This window comes from Synergistota bacterium (assembly GCA_025060595.1).
Classification (GTDB): domain Bacteria; phylum Synergistota; class GBS-1; order GBS-1; family GBS-1; genus 42-11.
Genome location: JANXBX010000003.1, coordinates 131,585 through 155,602, shown reverse-complemented (window position 1 = coordinate 155,602; position 24,018 = coordinate 131,585). Strand labels below are relative to the sequence as shown.

The following is a 24,018-nucleotide window of genomic DNA, read 5'->3' as shown; positions in this document are numbered from 1 at the left end:
AGAAGAAATGCCAAGAAAGTATTTACTGACTTCAGAGTCTGTTACTGAAGGACACCCTGATAAGATTGCTGATCAAATCTCTGATGCTGTTCTTGATGCTATCTTGGAAAAGGACCCCATGGGGAGGGTGGCTTGTGAGGTACTTGTAACTACAGGATTGGTTGTCGTAGCTGGTGAAATCACAACTGAGTGTTATGTTGATATTCCTAAAATTGCTAGGGAAACGGTTAAGGATATTGGTTACACTAGAGCAAAGTATGGGTTCGATGGGGATACCTGTGCAGTGGTAACCGCAATTGATGAACAGTCTCCTGATATAGCACAGGGTGTTAATATGGCACTTGAAGTTAGAGAGGGAGCATCAAGTGATGCGGAGATAGACAAAATTGGAGCAGGAGACCAGGGTATAATGATAGGATATGCTTGTACGGAGACCCCAGAATTAATGCCTCTTCCTATAACTTTAGCTCATAAGCTTGCTAAGAGACTTGCGTATGTGAGAAAAGAAAAAATTCTTCCATATCTTAGGCCAGATGGCAAAACTCAAGTTACTGTGGAGTATGAAAATGGGAAGCCTGTAAGGGTAACAACGGTTATAGTTTCTGCTCAGCATCATCCTGCTATAGAGCTTGATCAGCTTAGAGGTGACATAATTGAGCATGTTATAAGACCTGTAATACCTCCGGAGCTTTTAGCCAAAGATGTGAGATATCTTATAAACCCCACAGGTAGATTTGTCCTTGGTGGTCCTCTAGCGGATACGGGATTAACTGGAAGAAAGATAATGGTTGATACTTATGGTGGGGTTGTTAGGCATGGTGGAGGTTGCTTCTCTGGAAAGGATCCAACTAAAGTAGACAGGTCTGGCGCTTATATGGCAAGGTATGCTGCTAAAAATGTAGTTGCTGCTGGGCTTGCGGATAAATGTGAGATACACGTGGCTTACGCTATAGGTGTGGCGCACCCGGTTGCTATATCTGTTGATACTTTTGGTACAGGTAAGATAGCTGACGATAAGATAGAGGAGCTTGTTAAGGAGTACTTCGATTTTCGTCCTGCTGCTATAATAAGGGATCTTAACCTGCGTAGGCCTATATATAAGCAGGTTGCAGCTTATGGTCACTTTGGTAGAGAAGATCTTGATGTCCCTTGGGAAAGGACAGATAAAGCTGAAGCTTTAAAGAAGGCGGCTGAGAGACTATAAAACTATATTTATGCTTTCGTTTTTAAGGGAGCTTTTTTTTCCTGATAGATGCGTAGGTTGTGGATCTTGGGGTAGGGCGTTATGTGAGCGTTGTTTAAGCAAAATAGGGGGTTTTAAGCTTTATGGTGAAGTTTATGCTTTCGGATTTTATGAGGGGGTTTTAAAGGAGCTCATTTACAAGGCTAAATTTGAATCTTATAGTGAACCGTTAAAGGAGCTTTTATTTTTCTTTAAAGAGGATATCTATCCCCTTAAGGACAAGGTAGACTTAATAGTTCCCGTTCCAGAGGACCCTTTAAGAAGAAGGATTTTTAATCATGTATCATTTTTAGCTGAACTTTTGAGTTTAATTTTGGATAGAGCGCTTTCTATTTCACTGATTAAGGTTTTCCCTACCCCTCCACAAGTTGGTCTTGAGAAGAGGGAGAGAGAAAAAAACTTAAAGGGGGTTTTTTTAGCTAAGGAAAGTTTTCATGAGAAGAAGGTTCTTTTAGTTGATGATGTTACTACAACAGGTTCTACTTTGAGAGAATGTTCAAAAGCTTTGTACAATGCGGGGGCTTTTAAGGTTTACAAGCTCGTTATAGCAGTTAACCCTTAATAGAAAGGGGGTGTCTAGGTTGGCAGATCTTGCTAATTGCATAAAGTGCAATAGAGCTTTTTTGTGGACGGGTGGAAGGAAAGTGTGTCCTCGGTGTCTTGAGGAGGAAGAGAAGGATTTTGAAAAAGTTTATAACTATCTGAGAGATCACCCTCGTGCAACTATAAGGGAAATAAGTGAAGCTACAGAGGTTGATGAAGATGAAATACTTGAGTTTATAAAGCAAGGGAGGATTCAACTTAAGTTTACTGATGTGGCTGGTAGGCTGAGATGTAAGAGATGTGGGGAACCTATAAGCTCTGGAGAGTATTGTCCAAGTTGTCTTAAAGAGTTTCAGGAATCCTTAAGCAAGATTCAAGAGGAGCTTGGGAAAGATGTTGAAAGGAAAGAGAAAGAAAAGGAGATGGCTAAGATGTACATAATAGATGTCTTTAAGAAAAAGGATAAAAAGGAGTGAAGAAGTCCCCCTCGCTTGCCGAGAATAAAAATGAGGGGGTGAACCTCAGTGGAGTATGGAAAAAAGATAGGTGAGATTTTTAAGACATATCTTGAGGGAATAAAACCCATAAGGAAAAAGATAAAATTTGAGGAGGAAAGTAAGGTATCATCAGCAGATGATAAGGTAGAAATATCTTCCAGAGCTGTTGAGCTTAAAATAGCAAAGGATGCTCTTTCGAAAGTTCCTGATATTAGAAAGGAAAAGGTGGAAGAGATAAAGAAGCTTATAGAGGAGGGGAAGTACAATCCTGACTTAAAACAGGTAGCTCGTAAGATATTGGAGGAATTTTACTTCTCCTCAGGTGAATAAAAATGAGTGGAGAGAAGTTGAATTTAAATAGGCTCGTTTCCGTATTGGATGAGGAGCTTGCTCTTTATCGGAAGCTTTGTAATTTATCTTTGCAGAAGAAAGAGGCTATTTTGAAAGATAACATCGAGCTTTTGACTAAAATTATAGGTGAAGAGAGGATACTTATTGTTGAGGCTGAAAGACTCGAATCTAAAAGGTTAAGTGAGGTTGTAAAAATAGCTCAGGAGCTTGGATTAAACGGGGATATAAAGCTAAGTGATCTCAGGAGCTTTTTAGATAGCGAGGAGTTCTCTCCTTTGGAGGAAAGGGCTAATCAACTTAAGGCTGTATTGAACGAGCTTAAAGAGATAAACGAAACAAATCGTTATTTGGTTGAGTCTACTCTAAAATATATAAGTTATTTTATAGATTCATTAATGAGCTCTCTCACAAGGCCCACTTATAGTAGAGGAAAGCAGAGCGCTCCGCTTTTTTCTCTTTTTCAGAAGGAGGCTTAACCTTATATGGGAGATCCAGGTGGCTTCTTTGGAATAGAGCTAGGGAAAAGAGCTATATTCGCTCAAAAGCGTGGTCTTGAGGTAACAGGGCACAATGTGTCTAATGCGGGAACCGAGGGGTATTCTCGACAGAGAGTAGAATTAACAACGATGGTTCCTTATACTGATCCTGCGCTTAATAGACCTGCGACTCCTGGTCAGTTAGGGACCGGTGTAACTATTGATCAGATAGCTCGTTTAAGGGATAAATTCCTTGACTTTCAGTATAGAGAGGAGCTCCAAACTTGGGGTAAGTGGAAAGTAAAAGAAGTAGTTTACCAAAGGATCCAGGAGTTTTTTAATGAACCTTCTGATTCAAGCATAAGGCAATCTTTTGATGAATTTTGGGCTGCCTTACAATCCCTTCAAACTAACCCTGAGGACCCTGCTTTAAGAGAGAGCGTTAGAGAAAAGGCTTTAACTTTATCTAGCTTGATTAAATATATATCAAGTAAATTGAGCTCTTATAGATCTGAGCTAAACGATGAGATAGCAGCAAAAGTTTATGAGATAAACTCTTACATAGATCAAATAGCTGATCTTAATCGTCAGATTCAAATGGTTAGGGGTCTTGGGGATAACCCTAATGATTTGGAAGATAAGCAGGATCTTCTTGTTGAGAAGTTATCTAAGATGATAGATGTGGATGTTCGTGAAGATCCTATAGGGGGGGTAATTTTAACTGTTAACGGCGTTGATGTTATAAGGGGTGGTATAAAGCATTATCTTGTTCTTATCCCTAACCCTTCGAATAATGGGATGTATGATGTTCGTTGGGATTTTGAGCCCCTGAGCTTTTCTTCTAATCCTGATGTGGCCATAGGTTATGCTTCTACAATAGCGGGAAACACTCAATACATGGTAAGTGTGATACAAGTCGCTAATGAGCTTCCTCATATGATAGGAAGTGAGGCTGCCTCTTTAGTGAGTGAAGATATAACGTTTTATACTTTAGGTTGGCTTGATAGAAATGAAAGGGGAGACTTTTCTATAAAGGTTGATAATGGTCCTGTAGTTAGTATACATGTAGATGGTGGGGATAGCCTTAGGACCGTAATGAATAAGATAAACGCTGCCTTTCATAATGAATCTCTCTCTTCTTATCCATTTACATATAAGGAATGGCTTGCTGCTTCTATAGCTAGGAATGACAATGGAAGGTATTATCTTGTGTTAAGAAGTAATGAGCTTGGGGAAGACTATAGGATAACTATTCTGGGTGATATGGCAAGCATAGCTCAGCGATTAGGGCTTTGGAATGGAACAAATACTAATGACATTTGGACACCTCAAGATGCTATATTTAGCGTTAACGGAGAGCTTTACAGAAGTAGTAGAAATCGTTTCCGAGAGGCTGTGAAAGTTTCTACTGGAGAATATGGCTTAGTCGTAAATGGTATGCTTTTTGAGCTTAAAGGGATTGGAACTACGATATTTAAATCCTATTTCCCAGCTCAGAATGGTGAGCTTCTTGGATACTTAGAGTCAAGAGATGGGATTTTAGTTAACTATCTTAATCTTCTTGATGAGTTTTCTTATACATTTATAAAGGAATTTAATGCTCAGCACAGAGCAGGATACGGTCTAAATCAGGTTAAAAACGGGGTTAATTTCTTTAATGAAATTTATAAGCCAGAGGGAGCCTCTTCTTTAATATCTATTTCAGATTATATAAATCGCTATCCAGAAATGATTGCTACGGCTGGAGATAATAATGGCTTGAACAATGGTCCTGGCGATGGCTCTGTAGCTTATAAGCTTGCTTATATAAGGTATAGGAATGTAATGAGGGGCGGAACTGTGAATTTAAATCAGTTTCTTGAAGCTACAATAGCTAAGCTTGGGGTTGAAGCTCAAGAGGCAAGTAGAATGAGCTCTAATCAGGAGCTTCTTGTAAAACAGATAGATAACAGGCGTCAGGAGGTTATGGGGGTATCTTTAGATGAGGAAATGACAGAACTCATAAAGTATCAGCATGCTTTTTCTGCTGCTGCTAGATTTATAAACGCTATGGATGAAGTTTATAACAGGATTGTAAATAATTTGGGGCTTGTAGGTAGGTGAGCTTTATAAATGAGGGTGAGCGATAAGGTTTTTACAAGTGTGTTTTTAACAGATTTGATGGGTAATAGAGATAAACTTCTTAAGCTTCAGCATCAAGCTTCAACGGGCAAGAGGTTTGATCTACCTGAGGAAGACCCGGTAGGTTCGGTTAGAAGTTTGAGGTTAAATAGGGTACTTAATGAGAATGAGCAGTTTACCAAAAACATGGATGAGGCGATAAGCTGGTTAAGCGCTACGGAATCCGCGTTAGATCAATTGACTTCTATAATTCATACTGTAAGGGAAAGAGTTATCCAGGGAGCTAATGATACTCTGGCTCAAGTAGATAGAGACGCTATCGCTGATCAAATAGATAAGTTAAGAGAGGAAGCCCTCCAAATAGCCAATACCTCTTTAGGAGGTAGGTATATATTTGCTGGGTTTAGGACGCAAAGCAAGCCTTACGCTCTTGGAGATAGTAACGTGGCTATATATCAGGGAGATGAGGGGGAGATGGCCTGGGAGATAGAGAGCGGTGAAAGGGTAGTAGTTAATATCCCTGGAAGTCAGGTTTTTGCCGCTCAAAGGATTGAGTATAGAATAGAAAGCGATATGCACCTCGCTTCCTCTGTATTTGGTCCAGGAGCGTTTACCATAAGAGTTGGAAGCAGTGTTTTTACAGTGGATATTCCTTCTGGAGCGAACGTTTCTATAATAGCTGATAGGATAAATTTGAGGGCAGGGAGTAAGGTGAACGCATATCTTGTTCCAGATGGTATTGGGGTCAAACTTGTTATTCAAACTAAAACTAATGAACATATGAGTCTTTCTGATTCTGTTGGTTCGGTTTTAAGTAGCTTAGGTTTGCTTGATAAGAAGGAGGAAAAGGTTTTTGTTGGTAACTTAGATATATTTGATATATTGCAGAAGATAAGTGAGGATTTAAGATATAGTAGGGTTACTTCTTTGTCCGGTGAAAGGCTTGAAGAGCTCGATGCTTATCTTGATCATCTTTTAAGGATGAGAGCGAGGGTTGGGGCTAAGGTTAACAGGCTTGAGGCAACTCAGAGTAGGTTTGAAGATAACAAGATTCAGCTAACTTCGCTTCTTTCAAAAATAGAGGATGTGGATATTGCAGAGATAGTCATGGACTTGAGCAATCAGCAAGCTATATATCAGGCAGCCTTAAGAACTGGTGCTAGGATAATTCAAACCAGTCTTATAGATTTCCTTGAGTAGCTGGAAAGAGGGGGAATGAGGGATTGAGGGTTAATACCCTTCGCTTTGGGGAGATCGAGATACCCGAAGAAAAGCTAATACTAATGCCTCATGGTCTAATAGGTTTCCCAGAGCTTAAAAGCTTTTTTGTAATAGGAGAAGAGGGGCAGCTTGTAAGATGGCTTCAATCTGTTGATGATCCCAAGATAGCCCTTCCTGTAATTAACCCTTTTGAGATTTTCTCAAACTTTAGTGTAGATATAAGCGATAGCGATCTTGAGGATATAGAGCTTAAGGATCCCAGGGATGCCATAATTTTTCTTGTTATGGTAATACCCGCTGGTAAGCCAAAGGATGCTACCGTTAACCTAAAGGCTCCTATAGTTATAAATATCAAAAATAAAAAGGCTAAACAAGTTATAGCTTTGAATGAAGATTATCCGGTTCGTTACCCTCTTTTTCCTGAAGGAGGAGCTTGACTGTGCTTGTCTTAAGTCGGAAGGTTAACCAGAGCATAATGATAGGTGATGATATAGAGATAAAGATCTTGGAGATAAGAGGGGACCAAGTTCGCATTGGTATAGAGGCTCCTAAAAGAGTTCCCGTGCATAGAAAAGAGGTATACGAAGCTATAGTTAAGGAAAACATACTTGCTGCTCAAATGGCGGCTCAAGTTGAGGAAAAGGTTGAAGAAAGTGTTGTAAAAGAACTTGAAAAGCTAAAAAAGAAAAAGACATAAGTTTTCTAAAGCGAGTCCTCACCTTTGCCGATAAAGATAAGTGAATGGTCCTCACGGATGAGGATAAGTTAGACAGCGCAAGGATGCGGCAGATTACAAGGATGGGGTGAGGACTCATGAGAATAAATCATAATATTGCGGCTATGGAAGCCTACAGGCAGTTGACTGTGACCTCGGGTCAACTGCAAAGTACCCTCGAGAAGCTTTCCTCAGGTTTAAGGATTAATCGTGCAGCTGATGATGCTGCGGGTTTGGCTATCTCAGAAAAGATGCGCTCCCAGATAAGAAGCATTCATCAGGCATCGAGAAATGCACAGGATGGCATTTCTCTTATTCAAACTGCGGAAGGAGCGCTTGATGAAGTTCAAGCGATTCTCCATAGAATAAGGGAGCTTGCTATTCAGGCTGCAAATGATACTTATACTTCTTACGATAGAGAGCAAATTCAAAAGGAAATAGATCAGCTTAAAGCTGAGATAGATAGGATTGGTGAAAGTGCCCAGTTTAATACAAGAAAGCTTCTTACGGGAGAGCTTTCATTTATAATCAACCAAGTTGGTGGTAATGCTTATGTTTCTAATATGACGGCTTCTCCCTCTACTCAGCCTGGGACTTATAAGGTGAAGATTTATCAGGAGGCAAGTAGGGCGGAGCTGACGGGGGTTACAAATATATCTTCGTTAGATAGGATTCATACCGGTGAGATAGTTATAAATGGTGTGGCGGTTTATTTAAATTCTACAGAGTTCTCAGCTGCCTTAGATAAGCTTCAATATGTAATAGATAAGATCAATGAGAAAACCCATAATACTGGTGTTAAAGCGGAAAGATCAGGTGGTCACTTAAAGCTTGTTCAGACTGAAGAAGGTTCTGGAAAAAGGATAGTATTGTCAGGTAGTCAGGATCTTCTTCAAGACTTAGGATTTGGTGCTGTACCTAGTGTTTTAAGTAATGAGCTTTCGGGGACCGGTCCCACTTTTAGTGGGGACAGGTTAATAAAGATAAATGGAACCACTGTGGACTTAAGCGGAGCTTCTACATGGCAAGATGTCGTTAATAGGATAAACTCCCAGATGGGGGGTCAAGTCTGGGCGGAGGTTCTTGATATTGGTGGTAAGCTCTATATAAGGATAAACGCTCAAGGTTCTGGTAGAGATGTGGTATTAGAGGAAGATGTTGAGTTTTTGGGAGGACTTAATAGGTACGATTTAGATCTTCAAGCGATAGGCTTTAATACTACGAGAGTGAGTCAGACTCAGATGGAAATGAGAGGATTTGATGTTGATGTGAATGATACAAATAGAACCTACTTCATAAACTTCGATGGTACTGCTACTCCTAGTGGGACCACTTATACATTTTACGTAAATGGTGTTGAAATAAATGTTACTACGGAAGATCTCGATGGCGATGGTAATGCTGATGACCTTGATCTTAATAAAGTAGTTGATGCAATAAATGCTAAGTCTCCTGAAACAGGGGTTACAGCTACATTGACTTATTATGATGCTGGTGGCGGGGACTACAGAGCTTATATAAGATTAGTTGCAAATCCTGGGACTAAGATAGAGCTTGAAGATAAGGATATGGTTAATGTGACTACGACTTTTCTTGAAAGGATAGGCTTTAGAACTCACTGGGCTCATGATGATACTCGATATGATCCAAGAAGATGGGTTATGGGAGGGGATCCTGTAATTGTAGCTGCCGGAGTTACAAGTGCTATATACATAAATGGTGTTAGAATAGATATTGATGCTTCTGATACTCTCTCTAACGTTATAAGAAAGATAAATAATCTCTCGGCTTATACTAATGTCAAAGCTTACAATAGAAATGTTAACGGTGATAGTTATCTTTTCCTAATTCAATCCTCTGGTGATCCCTCGAGCAAGATAATAGTTGAAGGGAACGCTACATTAATTAATTGGCTCGGTTTAGATAATGTAACTGAGGGAATAGAGGATGGGACTATAGCCTCCTCTGGAACTAATGTTAAGGTGAGAGTTCCATCGAAGGATGAAAATGGTAATTCTTATGATATAAACAGTCCTGATACTCTAATAATAGAGGGAACGGGATCTCATGTAGTCCTTGAAAAGAAGATAAAGGACTACAAGTATTATACACCCACTAATGTTAATTATACGCTTATTCCTCTTGGGCTTTCTTTTGAAATAAACGGAGAAAGGTGGGATGAGGCTGATATAAGGGTTGATGCCTCAGGTACGCTCTTTTTACATATAGGTCCTAATGAAAATGAGCTTATGAGAGTTGATATAGACTCCTTGAATACTGATGGACTTGGAATATCAGACTTAACCGTCCTAACAAGGGAGGAAGCGGAGCTTGCTATTAGTAAGGTAACCAAAGCTTTAGAGCAGGTTTCAACCGCTCGTTCAAAGCTTGGTGCTTTTCAAAATAGGCTTGAACATACCATAAAGAACCTTAACATAATGGAGGTTAATGTTCAGGCAGCTGAGTCAAGAATAAGGGATGCTGATATAGCTCAGGAAATGATGGAGTTCGTTAGGCTTCAGATACTGCATCAATCGGGAGTGGCAATGCTTGCTCAAGCTAATCAGCTGCCGCAATCAGTTCTTCAGTTATTAAGATAAGTTTACTAATAGTTTTCTCCCTTAAACGGGGTGCTCTCCTTAAGGAGAGCACCCCGTTGATTTATGTCAATTTTTATGCTATCATGACGGCCGTTATGATAGAGGCAATGGGTTTAATAGAAGGAGCGCTTTTGATATTCTTAGCGAGAATATGCGATGTTAGCTTGGGTACAGTTCGTATAGTTCTTTTAGCGCGAGGACGTCGTTTAGAGGCGAGCTTAATAGGTTTTTTTGAATCCTTGCTTTGGATAATTGTGACTGCTCAGATAATAAAGCATCTGGCAAGCCCTATATATTATGTGGCCTTTGCTGGTGGGTTCGCTTGTGGTAACTACGTCGGTTTGGTTCTTGAGGCTAAGCTTGCCCTTGGAAACGTGGTTATAAGGGTTATAACACGACAAGAGCCTGAGACATTGATTAAGGCTTTGAGAGACGAGGGGTTTATCGTGACTACGGTTGATGCTCAGGGAAGGGAAGGTCCTATTGTGATTATATTTGCCGTTGTTGAAAGGAAGAGGATCGAGCGCTTTCTTAGTATAGTTTATCAGTATAGTCCTCAGTCTTTCTATACTATCGAAGACGTTAGGGAGGCTAAAAAGGTGGTTCCTATATCAAGGTATGGAGATGCAAAATTGCTAGATTTTCTTAGGAAGCTCTTTGGGCCTAAAAGGAAATGACTTCATAATTATGTTAAAATTAGATAAGGTGACAATTTGATGAAGGAGTCCTTTGAGGAACATATATCTGTAGTTAGAGAGACATTAAGAGTATGTGAACAAGAAATAAAGGCTTTTATCGAGCTTGCTATAAAAACTCTAAAAAATGGAGGAAAAATTGCCTTTATGGGAAACGGCGGTAGTGCTGCTGATAGTCAACATTTAGCTGCGGAGTTTGTTGGTAGGTTTGCTAAAGACAGAGCTCCTCTTCCAGCCGTGGCCTTGACGACGGATACATCCATACTAACTGCTGTGGGGAATGATTATGGGTTTGAACACATTTTCTTAAGGCAGGTTGACGCATTACTAAGAGAGGGTGATTTGCTTGTTGCTATATCCACTTCCGGTGAAAGTCCGAACGTGGTAAAAGCTGTTTTAGGTGCTAAGAATAAGAATGTAAGAGTAGTTGGTCTTTTGGGAAAGGGAGGAGGCAAGTTAAGGGAGCTTTGCGATGTTGCTATAGTTGTTCCTTCAAACTCTACTCCTCGGATTCAAGAGGTCCATATTTTGATAGGTCATCTGGTTTGTGAGGAGGTTGAAAAAGCCCTCTATGGATAGTTTATCCCCTTTTGTTGCCAAAATTCTCGTTATCGGTGATGTTATGCTTGATAGGTATTACTATGGTGAAGTTAATAGGATTTCCCCGGAGGCTCCCGTTCCTGTGGTTAGGGTTTGTGAGGAGAAAGTTTCTCCAGGTGGGGCAGGGAATGTTGCAGTTAACTTAGTTAATTTAGGATGCAAGGTTTTTCTTGCTGGAGCTTTAGGGGAAGACTCTTCTGGAGAGCTTCTTAAGAAGGCACTCCTTGATAAGGGTATAGACGTTTCAGGTTTGATTCTTAGAAGCTGTCCTACTATAACTAAGGTGAGAATTTTAGGTGGTAGGCAGCAAGTGGTTAGGGTTGATTTTGAAGAGGTTTCCCCTCTTAAAAGAGCGGAAGAAGAAATAGTTTTGGATTGGTTTCTTGAAGAAATAAGGGATTCAAAGTGTGTTGTGATATCTGATTATGGTAAAGGCTTTTGCACAACTAGCTTATGTCGCTTTGTTATAGAGGAATCGAAGAGGTTTGGAATTCCTGTTATAGTGGATCCTAAAGGGCCGGATTGGAAAAAGTATGAGGGTGCATTTATAGTTACCCCTAATGTAAAGGAATTAGGTGAGGTATATGGTAAGGGCGTTCCTAACGTTGATAAGGATATAGAAAAAGCGGGGTTTGAAGTTTTATATAAATATAAGCTTGAGAATCTTTTGGTTACCCGTTCTGAAAAGGGAATGACTCTATTTGAAAGTGGAAACATACATCACATACCTACGAAGGCTAGGGAGGTTTTTGATGTTTCTGGAGCTGGAGATACGGTTGTAGCTACATTAGCGGCTTGTATTGCAACTGGAAGAGATTTAGTTGATTCTGCTAGGCTATCTAACATTGCGGCTGGCGTGGTTGTAGGTAAGATTGGAACTGCCCCCATAACCCTATCGGAGCTTGAGGAGGCTTTGAGAAATTCAAGCTTTAAACTTAGTATTGAATCTAAGATAAAGAGCTTTGACGAAACTATAGAACTTGTAAGGAGATGGAAAAGGGACGGCTTTAAGATAGTCTTTACTAATGGTTGTTTTGATCTTCTTCACGTTGGACATATATATTCTCTTGAGGAAGCAAAAAAGAGAGGAGATAAACTTATAGTGGGGCTTAACTCTGATTCATCGGTTAGGAGACTTAAGGGAGAAGGACGGCCTTTAGTTCCTCAGGAGGACAGGGCAAGGATGCTTGCTGCTTTGGAATTCGTTGATTGTGTGGTTATCTTCGATGAGGATACACCGGAGAAGCTTATCAGTCTTATTAGACCTGATGTTCTTGTTAAGGGTGGAGATTACAAAGTAGAAGAAGTGGTTGGTAGGGAATATGCTCGTGAGGTTCATATAGTTCCGCTATTTAAGGGGTATTCTACTACCTCCCTCGTGAGAAAGATATTGGAGGGAAAAAAATAATGATAGTTGTAACTGGAGGAGCGGGTTTTATAGGTAGTAATCTCATTAAGGGGCTGAATGGTTTTTCGAAATACATGTTTGATCGTTATGTTAGAAAAATTTACCAAAAAGGGGTAACTTTGCAGGTAACCGGCTTAAGATACTTTAATGTTTATGGGCCTAATGAGTTTCATAAGGGGAAGATGGCTTCGGTAATTTATCAGTTTTATAAGCAGCTTAAGGAAAAGGGCGTTATAAGGCTTTTTGGAGAAGGTGGCGGATATAGGGCTGGAGAACAAAGAAGGGATTTCGTATATGTTAAAGATGTAGTAAAAGTAAACCTATTTCTTTTTGAAAGGGAAATTTCAGGTATATTTAACTGTGGAACAGGGGTTTCAAGGAGCTTTAATGATGTGGTTAGAATATTAATTCAGCTAAACGGTAAAGGAAGCTACGAATATATTCCCTTTCCTGATGAGCTAGTTGGAAGATATCAAGGTTATACTCAAGCAGATTTAACCCTTCTCAGGGAGGAGGCAGGGTACAGCGAGGCTTTTGCCTCTTTGGAGGAGGGCATCCGTGAGTATTTTGCTTTTCTTGAGAGTTTATGATATACTTCAAAGAGCTTGTAAATCACACATGTCCGGAGAGAAGGGGCGGTGCCTAAGAAGGGGTTCCTCTTCTTGAAGATGGACATGGAGGGTATAAAACCAAAATTTTAAGGAGGGATGTTTGCGTGGCTATAGTTAGTATGAAACAGCTTCTTGAGGCTGGTGTACATTTCGGACACCAAACTAAACGCTGGAATCCTAAAATGAAGGAGTACATTTTTACAGAGAGAAACGGTATTTACATCATCGATCTTCAAAAGACCTTAAAGAAGATTGAAGAGGCTTATAACTTTGTCAAGGAGAGAGTTATGAATGGTGGGACTGTTCTTTTCGTTGGTACGAAACGTCAGGCACAAGACGTGGTCAAGAGCGAGGCTGAAAGGTGCGAGATGTTTTATGTTAACCAGAGGTGGCTTGGTGGACTTTTGACGAATTTTAAGACCATAAGAAAGAGGATTGAAAGGCTTAAGGAGCTTGAGGAGATGGAAAAGGAAGGAATGTTTGAGGTTTTACCTAAAAAGGAAGTAGTGAGACTTGAAAGAGAAAAGAGTAAGCTTGGAAGGTATCTCGGTGGCATTAAGGAAATGACCGATCTTCCTGATGTTCTTTTTGTCGTAGATCCAAGGAAAGAAAAAATCGCTGTTACCGAAGCTAATAGACTTGAAATACCTGTAGTTGCTATAGTTGATACTAACTGTGATCCAGATCCTGTTGATTATCCTATTCCGGGTAATGATGATGCTATAAGATCTATAAAGTTAATAACAAGTATCATAGCTGATGCTGTCTTGGAAGGTAAACAAGGGGTACAGATAAGAGGAGTACAAGAAGGTGAAGAGGTTGCGGCTGAGGAAGAGGATATGACCATGAGAGAGGAGCTTTTGGAGAAGTATGGAGATGTTTTTGATGAACTTGAAGAGGATTTTGATGAAGAAGAGGAAATAAAGAAACGTCGTCGTAAGGGGGAGATGTAGTTATGAGTATATCTGTGGATCAGGTCAAGGAGCTTAGGGCAAGGACTGGAGCAGGTGTTGTGGAGTGTAAAAAGGCTCTTGAGGAAGCAGGTGGGGATATAGAAAAGGCGATTGAGATACTAAGAAAAAGAGGGATAGCTAAAGCTGTTAAGAAGATGGGTAGAGCGACAGGAGAGGGAGTCATAGCTTCTTACATACATTCTGATAAGAAGCTCGGAGTTATAGTGGAGGTTAATTGCGAAACGGATTTTGTTGCTAGAACTAAAGAGTTTCAGGAGCTTGCTCATGAAATAGCTATGCAGATAGCTGCAGCGGCTCCCCAATATATTTCTCCTGAGAATGTGCCTCAAGATGTATTGGAGAAGGAAAAAGCGATTTATAGGGAGCAGGTGTTGGCCGAGGGTAAGCCTGAGCATGTGGCCGAAAAGATAGTAGAGGGTAGGATTAAGAAGTTTTTTGAGGAGACTTGTTTGCTCGAGCAAGCTTATATAAGGGACCAGAACAGAAAGATAAAGGATATAATAGCTGAGAAGATAGCCCTTCTTGGTGAAAATATAACAGTTAGGAGGTTTGCTCGTTTTAAGGTGGGGGAGGAGTAAATATGGATATTCCTCGATATAAGAGGGTCCTCCTGAAATTAAGTGGTGAGGTTTTGGGTGGAGAGCAAGGCTTCGGTATAGATACAGAAGAGATGAAGAGGATAGCTTCTGAGATTAGAGAGGCTAAAGAGGCAGGAGTTGAGATAGCTATAGTGGTTGGGGGAGGAAACATATTCAGAGGGTTAGCTGGAAGCGCTAAGGGTATGGACAGAGCTACTGCTGACTATATGGGTATGATAGCTACAGTTATAAATGCCTTGGCGTTACAGGATGCTTTGGAAAAAATTGGTGTACCTACCAGGGTTCAAACCGCGATAGAAATGAGGGAAGTTGCAGAGCCCTATATAAGAAGAAGAGCGATAAGGCACCTTGAGAAGGGAAGGGTAGTTATATTTGCCTGTGGTACAGGTAATCCATTTTTCTCTACTGATACTGCAGCTGCCCTAAGAGCTGCTGAGATAGGTGCAGAAGCCATACTTAAAGCTACAAAAGTTGACGGAATTTATGATGCTGATCCAAAGGTTTATAAGGATGCGATAAAGTTCTCTCATATTGAGTATCTTGAGGTTCTGAATAGAGGTTTAAGAGTTATGGACTCTACGGCTATATCTTTGTGTATGGATAACGAGATACCTGTTATAGTTTTCAATATAAAGGTTCCAGGAAATCTCCTCAGGATAATAAAGGGAGAGGAGATAGGCACCTGTGTTGGAGGTGGTGCTAAAAAATGAAGGATAAGCTTCTTAAGGACGTTGAGACTAAGATGAAAAAGGCCATCGATATGATAAAGAAAGATATGGCTTCAGTAAGAACGGGGAGAGCCCATCCTGCCCTTCTCGAGGATATAAAAGTAGATTATTATGGAACACCTGTACCGATAAACCAACTTGCTACCATAAGCGTTCCAGAGGCACGCTTAATAGTTATCCAGCCATGGGATAAAAGTACACTTAAGGAGATAGAAAAGGCTATATTAAGATCCCCATTAGGTTTAATTCCTCAAAATGATGGTAATGTTATAAGGGTTTCTATTCCGCCCTTAACAGAAGAAAGAAGAAAAGAGTTGATAAGATTGGTCAGAAAGAAAGCCGAAGAGGGAAGGATAACGGTAAGGAATATAAGGAGAGATGTTATGGAGGAGCTTAAGGAGAAGAAGGAAAATGGAGAGCTTCCTGAGGATGACTACTTCAGGCTTTCGAAGGATATACAGGAGTTAACCGATAAGTACATAGAGCAGGTTGAGGAGATACTAAAATTAAAAGAAGAAGAGATAATGGAGGGTTAAGGAAGAGCTAATTAGCTCTTCCTTGCCCTTTAGTGATGAGGAAAGTAATAGTAATTCTATTTTCAGTAATAATTGTGATATCAGCTTGTATTTTTTATTTTAGGGTAGAGAGCGCCTCTCAACCTCCTAAGATTTCGACTCTAAGTGTTAAGCTTGAGAAGATGGAAGAATTTATAGAGGCTAAAGCTTTTGTTTTTTGTGAGGGATCTCTCTTGGTTTCCCCTTCTTCTGGGAAGGTAACGTGGCTAAAAAAGGATGGAGAGAGGGTTAAAAAGGGCTCTATTGTTGCTAAAGTTGGTGATAGGGATGTTTTGGCTGGAGAAAGCGGCATCCTACTCTATGGAGTTGATGATCTTTCTGGTATATGGAAGCTCGAAGATGCTTGGGAGAGAGGGATTATAAATATACCTTCTGGGAAGATAAGGTTAATCGAAGATGGCTCAATTGTCAAAGCGGGCTCTCCTATAGGGGAAATCAGGGATAACTTATTTATAAATCTTTTTTTGAGAGTTAAGAAAGAAGATTTTGATGCTAGGTGGTTAGAGAAAAGGAAGATTTCTTTGGTTTTTCCTTCTTTTAAGAGAGAGGTATTAAGTAAGCTTGTAGATATAAAGGTTGTGGAGGGTGATCTTTTTGTTATTTTATCTTTAGTAGGCTGGGACGAGCTTGTAAGACTAAGGAGTGTTGATGTTAGACTTATCAAGAGGAAGCTTACGGGGGCTGTAATACCTATCAATGCTATAATAATTAAAGATGGTAAGAGTGGAGTTTATATGGTTAAGGGAGGGAGGGTTTTCTTTAAAGAAATAAAGTTTAAGGAGCTTAGCTCAGCTTTGGCTATAACTTCGGATTTAAAAGACGGTGATAGAATAGTTGTTGAACCTGATAAGGTAAGTGAAGGGGCTTTTGTAAGATGGTAGATGTGAAAAGCAGAGTTGAAAGCGTTTTAGAAAGAATAAATAGGGTATGTGAAAGGGTTGGAAGGTCTTATGAAGAAGTCAAACTTGTAGCTGTTAGTAAAACGTTTCCTCCGGAGGCGGTACGAGAAGCATTCTTTGCTGGAATTCGCTTAGTGGGGGAGAATAAGGTTCAAGAGGCTTTGGAGAAATATGAGGCTTTGAAGGATCTTGACATAAAATGGCACATGGTTGGTTATTTACAGAGAAACAAGGTTAAGAAGGCTTTAAAAATATTTGATTTCATTCAGTCGCTTGATCGTTTGTCTTTAGCAGAGGAGATAGATAAGGAAGCGAAAAGAATGGGCATAGGTAAGGTCAAAGTCTTAGTTGAGGTTAATATTTCTGGTGAGCCTACTAAGCATGGTGTTAAACCTGAGGAGCTTCTTGAATTTATAAATAGTTTAAGTAGTTTTGGATCTATTGATGTTAGAGGCCTTATGACTATAGGTCCGTTAACCGAAGATAGGGAAAAGATTAGAAAGTCATTTAGGAAAATGAAGGAGCTTTTTGATAAAGTAAGGCAAGAGTTTCCATCTCTTAATTGGGAGTATCTCTCGATGGGTATGACCGATGACTTCGAAATAGCTATAGAAGAGGGATCAAACATGGTTAGGATTGGGAGGGCTATATTTGGTCCAAGGAGTGATTGATATGGGGTTTTGGGATAAGGTTATGGGCTTTATAGGTTTTGTCGAGGAAGAAACAAAGGAGGAGCCTCAATCGAAGCTACCTGCTTGGGAAGAGCGGGAAAGCAAGATTTCAGCTTCCTCTGGAGGAAAGAAGGTAGTCCAAATATGGACTCCAAGAAATGGAAGCGATGCTAAGGAGATGGCAAATGCCCTTAAAAAAGGATGGCTTGTTATTATGGATCTTTCTCTTCTTGAGAAGGACGACGCTAAGCAAATGCTTCACTTCGTGTATGGGGTTGTCTTTGCTATAAGAGGTGTTATGAAATCTCTCGGAGAAAACGTTTTTTTACTTGTTCCACCAGGGTTTGAAGTTTTTGAACAGCCCTTTCCAAGAGGAGGTGTAAGGCTTGGCGAAGTTGACACCTCTGGACATTCAGAACAAGGAATTTAGCAGGGCTTTTAGAGGGTATAGGGAAGAGGAGGTAGATGAGTTTCTTGACTTAATAGTTGAAGATTATAGTGCCTTATTTAGGGAGAACGCGGAGCTGAAAGACAGGATAAAAGAGCTCGAGAATAAAATAAGCGAATATAGGAAGATGGAATCCTCCATGCAGGAGGCTCTTCTTTTAGCTCAAAAGGCTGCTGAAGAAAGGCGTTTAAATGCTGAAAGAGAGGCGGAAATAATAATTAAAGAAGCTAAACTTGAGGCGCAGAGGATAATAGATGGAGCATTAGCTAAGCTTCAAGAGGTAGAAAGAAGGATAAAGGAGCTTCAGAAGGAAAAGGAGAGATTCCTTTTAGAGATGAAAGCCCTTATTTCTACTTTCTGGGGACTTCTTGGAAAAGAGCTAGAGAAGGAGCAGAGACTTGAAATTAAAGCTCAAGGTTCAAACTGGGGTGAGGAAAGGGAAAGTAGCGGGCTTTCGAGAGGAAGCTCTTGAGGTTAGGGCTTTTGTGCAATCTTCAAGCTTAAAAGTGAAGATCGCTTGAATAACTGGAGAGGTAACCTTAAAGATAGGATTATAGAAATAGAAGGTTTAGCGAATATGAGGTTTCTAGAGCTCTTTGGACAGGAGATAAGGTACATTAAGGGTATCGGTCCAAAAAGAGCTTTAGATTTTGAGAAGCTCAATGTCAGAACCCTTGAAGATCTTATTTATCTTCTTCCTCGCCGATATGAGGATAGGAGAGAAGTTCGTTCTCTAAAGGAAGTGATTTTTGGTGACCTTAATCTGGTTAAAGCGAAGGTTCTTGGAGTTGAGGAAGTATCAGTTAGGAGGAATTTTAAGGTTATAAAGGCTCTTATTTCCGATGGAACAAGAAAAAAGGCTTATGCTGTTTGGTTTAATAAGGACTACGTGAAAAAACTCCTTTCTCTGGGAAAGGAGTTTTTATTTTATGGAAAGGTTGTGAGCAAGTATGGGGAGATACAGATTCAAGATCCAGAGTTTGAGCCGATTGAGGATGTAGGGGAACTTAGTGTTGGGAAGATTCTACCTATTTATCCTCTTGCAGGGAACTTGACCCAGAAGATCTTAAGATCTGCAGTAGAAACGGCTCTTGAGCTTCTGATTCCAGAGATCCCCGAGATAATTCCGCAAGACATCTTGGAAAGAAACTCGCTTATGCCTTTAACCTCTGCTTTGAAAGAGGTTCATTTTCCGTCTTCGTTAGAGTTGGCTTTGAAGGCTAGGGATAGACTGGCTTTTGATGAACTTTTCTTACTTCAGCTGTTTTTAGCTTTAAAAATGAGGGATAGAAAGATTGAGAGTGCTCCTATATTTAAGGTAAGAGGAGATCTTTTAAGGGAGTTTTGGAATAGGCTTCCCTTTACCTTGACCAATGCTCAGAAAAGGGCATGGAGGGAGATTCAGTCAGATTTATCAAGCGGTAAGCCCATGAACAGGCTTCTGCAGGGAGATGTTGGATCTGGAAAAACTGTTATTGCGATAGCATCTATGCTCCTTGCGGTAGAGAACGGATATCAAGCTGTATTGATGGCTCCAACTGAAGTTTTAGCTGAACAACACTTTTGGGTATTGGACCAATATCTTACCCCATTAGGAGTCAAGATAGGTTTACTAATCGGTAGCTTGAAGGATAGAACAAAAAAGCGTATTCTTGAAGAGTTATCTAATGGAGAAACTAAAGTAGTCGTTGGTACTCATGCGCTTATTCAGGAAGGGGTGGAGTTTAAGAACCTTGGATTAGTTATTATAGATGAACAGCATAGGTTTGGTGTTATGCAAAGGGCTGCACTTCTTAAAAAGGGCAATTCTCCTCACGTTCTTGTTATGACTGCTACTCCTATACCTAGAACCCTTAGTCTAACTATATATGGTGATCTTGACGTTTCAGTTATAGATGAGATGCCACCTGGCAGAGAACCCGTTATGACCTATTGGGTTACAAGTAAAAGGAGAGAGAAGGTATATGAGTTTGTGAAAAATAGAGTTTCTCAAGGGGAGCAAGCCTATGTTATATGTCCATTAATTGAGGAGTCGGATGTTCTTGAGGCTGAGGCTGCAACAAAGCTATTTGAAGAGCTTAAAGCTACTTTTCTAAAAGACGAAAAGCTTGGGCTTCTTCACGGAAGAATGAAGATCGAAGAAAAAGAAAGTGTTATGAAGGCCTTTAAGGCAGGTAAGATAGAAGTTCTTGTTGCTACTCCTGTAGTAGAAGTTGGTATAGATGTTCCTAATGCTACCGTTATGGTTATAGAGAATGCCGATAGGTTCGGTTTGTCTCAGATTCATCAGCTTAGAGGAAGAGTAGGAAGAGGTCATAAACGATCTTATTGCATTCTTTTGGCGGATCCCAAAACAGAAGAAGCTAGAAAGAGGCTGTCAGTTATAGTTTCTACGACAGACGGTTTTAAGATAGCAGAAGAGGATTTAAAACTGAGAGGGCCTGGAGAATTATGTGGTGTAAGACAGCACGGGGTTACCGATTTTAAAGTTGCAGATATATTAAGGGACTATGATCTTCTTTCAATAGCAAGAAATGAAGCATTTTCATTGGTTAAAGAATCCCCTGACCTTAAAGAGTATCCTATTTTAAGGTTAATGGTTAAAAGAAGATTTGCTGAAGCTGGTGATTTAATAAATGTCAGTTAGACATACTACTTCTCTTGTGATGAGAGCTCTTTTTGATACTTTGGGAAATATAAGGGGGAAAACATTTCTTGAGCTTTTCGCTGGAAGCGGTAAGATCGGTGAAGAGGCCTTAAAGAGGGGTGCTAAGGAGGTTTTTTTTGTAGAAATTGATCCGCGTATGGTAAGGGAGATTTCGAAAAAGGTAGCTCGTGACTATATTTTATGTATGGATTATAAAAAAGCAATTAAAAAGCTCTACCTTGATGGAAAAAAGTTCGATATAATCTTTGCAGATCCACCCTATGGGATGGGTTTTCCTAGTGAGATTTTAAGGGTTCTAGAGGAAGTTCCTTTACTTAAGGATGATGGACTTCTTGTTATTGAGAGGTTTTTCAAGGAAGATTTTGAACCGGGAAGTTGGAAATTACTTAAGGAGCGTAGATATGGAGATACTATTTTAAGTTATCTCTATAAGGGGGTGTAATGGGTGAAAGCAGCTGTTTACCCGGGGAGCTTTGATCCAATTACATATGGTCACGTGGATATAATTGAAAGGGCTTCAAGGATATTTGATAAGCTTATAGTTGCTGTTGTTACTAATCCTTCAAAGAGGCCGCTTTTCTCTATGGAGGAAAGAATAGACATGATAAAAGAAGCAATTAGGCATGTTAGTAATGTTGAAGTAGACGGTTTTGATGGACTTCTTGTAAACTACCTTAGAGAGAGGAAAATAGATGTAGTTATAAGAGGTATGAGGGCTGTAACTGATTTTGACTATGAGTTTCAGATGGCCTTAACCAATAGAAAGCTTAATAAAAATGTGGAAATCGTTTTTTTACTTTCTGATTCCAAGTATCTTTATCTTACTTCTCGCATGGTTAAGGAAATAGCGAGTTTCGGAGGATGTGTAAGGGGAATGGTTCCTCCTTATGTAGAGGAGATGCTACTTAAGAAGCTTAAAGTTTCTTCGTCAACATCTCTCTGAACAGGTTGGAAAAGCTCTAAGCGTTTTCCAATTCCCGCTTCGTATATTCTTGTGGCTTTCAGGTCGAGTTTAAGCATAATCGAGGCGGGTTCGTTTAGCCCCGTCGGTCTAGTTATAATGGGAATGGAAGATCGTCTTTTTATTTCTTTTAGAAGCTCTTTCCCTTTAGTTGAAAATCCTAGAAGGAAAGCGTAAAGCGCGCCTGTTTTTTGAAAGAGTTTGTTTTCCCTTTCCTTAAATCCTACTAGAAGATGTATCAATATTCTAGATATCCTTGTTAGAGTGTATCTTTTGGTTTTAATTCCCTGAAGTAATTCTTCAATGGTTATGGCCTTTAAACCAGCTTTTTTAATTCTATTCTCAAGGCCCTCCTTTACTTCGGCTATCTCTCTTATCTCACTTACTTCTAATCTCTTGATCAGTATTAATATCTCTCTTTCAAAATTTTTTATAGAGACGAGTTCGTTATTTTCTTCAGCCTTCTTTAATATCTTATAAGTTATTGGAGGAACTATATCTTTTACGCTAGAGACCCCGCTTTCAAGAATTCTCTTTCTTATTGCTGTTGCGCTTGAAAATTTTCCCTTTATTTCTGGATCAAGATAGGCGCTTCCTATCCTTTTTATTGTCATGGGTTTTATACTGCTTTTAAGCTTTAGTAGGCTTAAAAGGTATTCTATTCCTAAGATGTTGTTAGAGCCTTTAAGGGTTTCTGGATTAATTCCTTTTCTTTTAAGTTCGTTTTCTAAAGCCTTTAATCTTGCTTCAGGATATGGTAGTCCCTCTTTCGAAAATTTAACTATATCGGCCTTGAAATTTTCCGATTCTTGGTATAGAATTTTTGCGATAGTCTGAAGTTCTTCTAGGTTTCCTGATTCGCTTCCGAAGCAGAGATGAGTTATCACTCCTAGGGAGTTAAGAAGGGATATAGCACCGAACGCGAAAACGCCAGCATTATGTGAGGCAAAGGGAAAGGGGAGTTCAAAAACTATGTCTACACCAGCAGCGAGGGCCATTTCAGCTCTCTTATATTTGTCTACGATAGCGGGTTCTCCTCTTTGTAAGAAATTCCCGCTCATCACAGCTATGCTAAAATCGGCTTCCGTAAGTTTTATGCTCTTGTGGAGATGGTATAAATGCCCTGTGTGAAAGGGATTGTATTCAGTAATAAGGCCTACAACTTTCATATTTATTCCCCCTTAGTATATTTTATTAAGGCTTTTTATTTTTTTAAAGGGGGCGATTTTGAATGGCGATGGTGATAGAATTAGAAGAGCTTGAAAGAGAGCCTGGGAAAGTCTTAGAGTTTACTTTTGAGGAAAACTTCGAGTCCTTCGATTACAAAGGGGAAAAGGTAAATTTCTCTGAGGAGGTTTTTGTAGAAGGCGGTGTTGTTAAAGTAAAAGAGGGGTTTATGGTTTGGGGCGAGGCTACAACAACTTTAAAGCTTCACTGTAGTAGGTGTTTAGAGCTTTTTAGCTTTCCTGTTAAGGTTGAGTTTGAAGTAGAATATAGGAGGGGGGAGGAGCAATTTACTTCTTCCAAGGAAAGATCCTTGAACGAAGATGATTTTAGAATATCTTACTTCGCTGGTGAAAATATAGACATAGAAGGGGATATAAGGCAGTTTATAATTTTATCTATACCAATGAAACCCTTATGTAAAGAGGATTGTAAGGGACTTTGTCCCGTGTGTGGTAAAAATCTCAATGAGGGAGATTGTGGATGTGAGCGTGATGTAGAAGATCCCAGATGGAGTGCTTTAAAAGGGCTTATGAAGGGAGGTGTGAGCGATGGCAGTTCCGAAGAGAAAAACGTCAAAGGCTCGTAGAGATAAGAGACTGGCTCAATGGTTAAGGAGTATTAAGACGCCCAGTTTAACTACTTGCTCTCATTGTGGGGAAATAGTTCCCACTTATAGGGTTTGTCCTGAGTGTGGTTATTACGATGGAAGAGAGGTACTTGTTGTAGAGGAAAAAGAGGAAAAGTAATTTAAGGTGACTGAATTATGAGGCTCCCTCAGTGTTTTTTGAGGGAGCCTTTTTCTTTTTAGGCTTTTTCTATTTCTATTCTGTCTCCGTCATCAAGCTGGTCTAATAAATTAAGGTCTCCTTCTATTTTCCCTACGATTGTTACAGCGCTTGCTGGTATTATCTTATCTGGAGGGCTTATGGGAGTAGGTCCCCAGAAGATGCACATGGCTTTTCCAGGAGGCCAGTATCCTATGTCTCCTTTGTTTACCACCTCTTTTCCATCTTCTAACTCCATGGTAACGGGTATCTTAAAGTAAAACTCTTGTCCCCATCTATTACCGTGGGATTTTATAGGTAATGCTTCGTAGATCTTTTGAGCAGTTAAGGTTTCATTCAAAACCCCCTTTAGCTCTAATCCTTTAAATCTTATTACAATGCTTTTCACTATCTTCACCTCCT

Annotated in this window: 29 protein-coding genes and 1 pseudogene; 28 read left to right on the top strand and 2 right to left on the bottom strand. The window is 39.9% G+C overall.

All coding sequences use genetic code 11. From position 1 onward, the window contains the following. Positions 1–7: 7 nt before the first annotated feature. The 26 genes and pseudogenes from metK (at position 8) to coaD (ending at position 21,586) form a co-directional block, all read left to right on the top strand. Entirely contained in the window at positions 8–1,204 is a 1,197-nt protein-coding gene (metK, locus tag NZ900_03250; protein ID MCS7233112.1) for a methionine adenosyltransferase, read from the top strand. Positions 1,205–1,214: 10 nt separating this feature from the next. Next, complete coding sequence (locus NZ900_03245; protein MCS7233111.1) at positions 1,215–1,805, top strand: ComF family protein; 591 nt, start codon at positions 1,215–1,217, stop codon at positions 1,803–1,805. Positions 1,806–1,824: 19 nt separating this feature from the next. After that, positions 1,825–2,262 carry a hypothetical protein gene (locus NZ900_03240; GenBank protein ID MCS7233110.1) on the top strand — a complete coding sequence of 146 codons (438 nt, stop codon included), beginning with the start codon at positions 1,825–1,827 and terminating at the stop codon, positions 2,260–2,262. Positions 2,263–2,310: 48 nt separating this feature from the next. Next, positions 2,311–2,613, top strand: a complete 303-nt coding sequence (gene flgM / locus NZ900_03235; protein MCS7233109.1) for a flagellar biosynthesis anti-sigma factor FlgM — start codon at positions 2,311–2,313, stop codon at positions 2,611–2,613. A gap of 2 nt (positions 2,614–2,615) precedes the next feature. Next, the gene (locus NZ900_03230; GenBank protein ID MCS7233108.1) at positions 2,616–3,110 is read left to right on the top strand and encodes a flagellar protein FlgN; all 495 of its coding nucleotides are present in this window, start codon (positions 2,616–2,618) and stop codon (positions 3,108–3,110) included. Between the two features lie 6 nt (positions 3,111–3,116). Continuing rightward, positions 3,117–5,213 (top strand): flagellar hook-associated protein FlgK, encoded by a 2,097-nt coding sequence (gene flgK, locus NZ900_03225; GenBank protein MCS7233107.1) that lies wholly within the window; start codon positions 3,117–3,119, stop codon positions 5,211–5,213. 9 nt (positions 5,214–5,222) lie between these two features. Continuing rightward, positions 5,223–6,431, top strand: coding sequence for a flagellar hook-associated protein FlgL (gene flgL, locus NZ900_03220; protein MCS7233106.1), 1,209 nt, complete (start codon positions 5,223–5,225; stop codon positions 6,429–6,431). Positions 6,432–6,454: 23 nt separating this feature from the next. Continuing rightward, complete coding sequence (gene fliW, locus NZ900_03215) at positions 6,455–6,889, top strand: flagellar assembly protein FliW (GenBank protein ID MCS7233105.1); 435 nt, start codon at positions 6,455–6,457, stop codon at positions 6,887–6,889. A gap of 2 nt (positions 6,890–6,891) precedes the next feature. Further along, positions 6,892–7,149 (top strand): carbon storage regulator CsrA, encoded by a 258-nt coding sequence (gene csrA, locus NZ900_03210; GenBank protein ID MCS7233104.1) that lies wholly within the window; start codon positions 6,892–6,894, stop codon positions 7,147–7,149. Positions 7,150–7,265: 116 nt separating this feature from the next. Next, a pseudogene (locus tag NZ900_03205) lies at positions 7,266–7,679 on the top strand (flagellin). A gap of 1,737 nt (positions 7,680–9,416) precedes the next feature. After that, on the top strand, positions 9,417–9,767 hold the full coding sequence (locus NZ900_03200) for a flagellin (protein ID MCS7233103.1): 351 nt from the start codon (positions 9,417–9,419) through the stop codon (positions 9,765–9,767). A gap of 56 nt (positions 9,768–9,823) precedes the next feature. Further along, positions 9,824–10,444, top strand: coding sequence for a DUF5698 domain-containing protein (locus NZ900_03195; protein ID MCS7233102.1), 621 nt, complete (start codon positions 9,824–9,826; stop codon positions 10,442–10,444). Positions 10,445–10,483: 39 nt separating this feature from the next. Then, positions 10,484–11,041, top strand: coding sequence for a D-sedoheptulose 7-phosphate isomerase (locus NZ900_03190; GenBank protein ID MCS7233101.1), 558 nt, complete (start codon positions 10,484–10,486; stop codon positions 11,039–11,041). Next, positions 11,034–12,470 (top strand): bifunctional D-glycero-beta-D-manno-heptose-7-phosphate kinase/D-glycero-beta-D-manno-heptose 1-phosphate adenylyltransferase HldE, encoded by a 1,437-nt coding sequence (hldE, locus tag NZ900_03185; GenBank protein MCS7233100.1) that lies wholly within the window; start codon positions 11,034–11,036, stop codon positions 12,468–12,470. Before NZ900_03190 ends, hldE begins: the two co-directional genes overlap by 8 nt. Next, positions 12,470–13,060 (top strand): NAD-dependent epimerase/dehydratase family protein, encoded by a 591-nt coding sequence (locus NZ900_03180; GenBank protein ID MCS7233099.1) that lies wholly within the window; start codon positions 12,470–12,472, stop codon positions 13,058–13,060. Before hldE ends, NZ900_03180 begins: the two co-directional genes overlap by 1 nt. A gap of 125 nt (positions 13,061–13,185) precedes the next feature. Then, on the top strand, positions 13,186–14,034 hold the full coding sequence (rpsB, locus tag NZ900_03175; protein ID MCS7233098.1) for a 30S ribosomal protein S2: 849 nt from the start codon (positions 13,186–13,188) through the stop codon (positions 14,032–14,034). 2 nt (positions 14,035–14,036) lie between these two features. Continuing rightward, on the top strand, positions 14,037–14,633 hold the full coding sequence (gene tsf, locus NZ900_03170; protein ID MCS7233097.1) for a translation elongation factor Ts: 597 nt from the start codon (positions 14,037–14,039) through the stop codon (positions 14,631–14,633). Between the two features lie 2 nt (positions 14,634–14,635). Beyond that, entirely contained in the window at positions 14,636–15,364 is a 729-nt protein-coding gene (gene pyrH, locus NZ900_03165; protein MCS7233096.1) for a UMP kinase, read from the top strand. Further along, positions 15,361–15,918 (top strand): ribosome recycling factor, encoded by a 558-nt coding sequence (gene frr, locus NZ900_03160; GenBank protein MCS7233095.1) that lies wholly within the window; start codon positions 15,361–15,363, stop codon positions 15,916–15,918. Before pyrH ends, frr begins: the two co-directional genes overlap by 4 nt. Positions 15,919–15,953: 35 nt before the next feature. After that, positions 15,954–16,838, top strand: a complete 885-nt coding sequence (locus tag NZ900_03155; protein MCS7233094.1) for a hypothetical protein — start codon at positions 15,954–15,956, stop codon at positions 16,836–16,838. Then, the gene (locus NZ900_03150; protein MCS7233093.1) at positions 16,832–17,527 is read left to right on the top strand and encodes a YggS family pyridoxal phosphate-dependent enzyme; all 696 of its coding nucleotides are present in this window, start codon (positions 16,832–16,834) and stop codon (positions 17,525–17,527) included. Before NZ900_03155 ends, NZ900_03150 begins: the two co-directional genes overlap by 7 nt. Then, positions 17,508–17,957 (top strand): cell division protein SepF, encoded by a 450-nt coding sequence (locus NZ900_03145; protein MCS7233092.1) that lies wholly within the window; start codon positions 17,508–17,510, stop codon positions 17,955–17,957. Before NZ900_03150 ends, NZ900_03145 begins: the two co-directional genes overlap by 20 nt. Then, the gene (locus tag NZ900_03140) at positions 17,914–18,447 is read left to right on the top strand and encodes a DivIVA domain-containing protein (protein MCS7233091.1); all 534 of its coding nucleotides are present in this window, start codon (positions 17,914–17,916) and stop codon (positions 18,445–18,447) included. The genes NZ900_03145 and NZ900_03140 overlap by 44 nt, the downstream gene beginning before the upstream one ends. 105 nt (positions 18,448–18,552) lie before the next feature. Continuing rightward, complete coding sequence (gene recG, locus NZ900_03135; protein ID MCS7233090.1) at positions 18,553–20,622, top strand: ATP-dependent DNA helicase RecG; 2,070 nt, start codon at positions 18,553–18,555, stop codon at positions 20,620–20,622. Then, positions 20,612–21,085 (top strand): RsmD family RNA methyltransferase, encoded by a 474-nt coding sequence (locus NZ900_03130; protein MCS7233089.1) that lies wholly within the window; start codon positions 20,612–20,614, stop codon positions 21,083–21,085. Before recG ends, NZ900_03130 begins: the two co-directional genes overlap by 11 nt. A 3-nt stretch (positions 21,086–21,088) precedes the next feature. Then, positions 21,089–21,586, top strand: coding sequence for a pantetheine-phosphate adenylyltransferase (gene coaD, locus NZ900_03125; protein MCS7233088.1), 498 nt, complete (start codon positions 21,089–21,091; stop codon positions 21,584–21,586). On the opposite strand, the gene NZ900_03120 is transcribed toward coaD, so the two are convergent. Further along, on the bottom strand, positions 21,529–22,773 hold the full coding sequence (locus tag NZ900_03120; protein MCS7233087.1) for a nucleotidyltransferase: 1,245 nt from the start codon (positions 22,771–22,773) through the stop codon (positions 21,529–21,531). The two genes, coaD and NZ900_03120, sit on opposite strands and share 58 nt — an antisense overlap. 62 nt (positions 22,774–22,835) lie before the next feature. On the opposite strand from NZ900_03120, the gene NZ900_03115 reads away from it, so the two are divergent. Next, positions 22,836–23,417, top strand: a complete 582-nt coding sequence (locus tag NZ900_03115) for a DUF177 domain-containing protein (GenBank protein ID MCS7233086.1) — start codon at positions 22,836–22,838, stop codon at positions 23,415–23,417. Continuing rightward, complete coding sequence (gene rpmF / locus NZ900_03110; GenBank protein ID MCS7233085.1) at positions 23,380–23,577, top strand: 50S ribosomal protein L32; 198 nt, start codon at positions 23,380–23,382, stop codon at positions 23,575–23,577. The genes NZ900_03115 and rpmF overlap by 38 nt, the downstream gene beginning before the upstream one ends. Positions 23,578–23,635: 58 nt before the next feature. Here the strand turns inward: rpmF and NZ900_03105 are convergent, their stop codons facing one another. Beyond that, positions 23,636–24,004, bottom strand: coding sequence for a cyclophilin-like fold protein (locus tag NZ900_03105; GenBank protein ID MCS7233084.1), 369 nt, complete (start codon positions 24,002–24,004; stop codon positions 23,636–23,638). Positions 24,005–24,018: the final 14 nt, after the last annotated feature.

Coding starts and splice junctions, on each gene's coding strand:
- recG (MCS7233090.1), top strand. CDS start 18,553: ATGAGGTTTCTAGAGCTCTTTGGACAGGAGATAAGGTACATTAAGGGT.
- NZ900_03245 (MCS7233111.1), top strand. CDS start 1,215: ATGCTTTCGTTTTTAAGGGAGCTTTTTTTTCCTGATAGATGCGTAGGT.
- flgK (MCS7233107.1), top strand. CDS start 3,117: ATGGGAGATCCAGGTGGCTTCTTTGGAATAGAGCTAGGGAAAAGAGCT.
- metK (MCS7233112.1), top strand. CDS start 8: ATGCCAAGAAAGTATTTACTGACTTCAGAGTCTGTTACTGAAGGACAC.
- NZ900_03200 (MCS7233103.1), top strand. CDS start 9,417: ATGAGAGTTGATATAGACTCCTTGAATACTGATGGACTTGGAATATCA.
- NZ900_03115 (MCS7233086.1), top strand. CDS start 22,836: ATGGCGATGGTGATAGAATTAGAAGAGCTTGAAAGAGAGCCTGGGAAA.
- NZ900_03190 (MCS7233101.1), top strand. CDS start 10,484: ATGAAGGAGTCCTTTGAGGAACATATATCTGTAGTTAGAGAGACATTA.
- NZ900_03130 (MCS7233089.1), top strand. CDS start 20,612: ATGTCAGTTAGACATACTACTTCTCTTGTGATGAGAGCTCTTTTTGAT.
- frr (MCS7233095.1), top strand. CDS start 15,361: ATGAAGGATAAGCTTCTTAAGGACGTTGAGACTAAGATGAAAAAGGCC.
- NZ900_03155 (MCS7233094.1), top strand. CDS start 15,954: ATGAGGAAAGTAATAGTAATTCTATTTTCAGTAATAATTGTGATATCA.
- NZ900_03230 (MCS7233108.1), top strand. CDS start 2,616: ATGAGTGGAGAGAAGTTGAATTTAAATAGGCTCGTTTCCGTATTGGAT.
- tsf (MCS7233097.1), top strand. CDS start 14,037: ATGAGTATATCTGTGGATCAGGTCAAGGAGCTTAGGGCAAGGACTGGA.
- hldE (MCS7233100.1), top strand. CDS start 11,034: ATGGATAGTTTATCCCCTTTTGTTGCCAAAATTCTCGTTATCGGTGAT.
- pyrH (MCS7233096.1), top strand. CDS start 14,636: ATGGATATTCCTCGATATAAGAGGGTCCTCCTGAAATTAAGTGGTGAG.
- flgL (MCS7233106.1), top strand. CDS start 5,223: ATGAGGGTGAGCGATAAGGTTTTTACAAGTGTGTTTTTAACAGATTTG.
- rpmF (MCS7233085.1), top strand. CDS start 23,380: ATGGCAGTTCCGAAGAGAAAAACGTCAAAGGCTCGTAGAGATAAGAGA.
- NZ900_03150 (MCS7233093.1), top strand. CDS start 16,832: ATGGTAGATGTGAAAAGCAGAGTTGAAAGCGTTTTAGAAAGAATAAAT.
- NZ900_03120 (MCS7233087.1), bottom strand. CDS start 22,773: ATGAAAGTTGTAGGCCTTATTACTGAATACAATCCCTTTCACACAGGG.
- NZ900_03180 (MCS7233099.1), top strand. CDS start 12,470: ATGATAGTTGTAACTGGAGGAGCGGGTTTTATAGGTAGTAATCTCATT.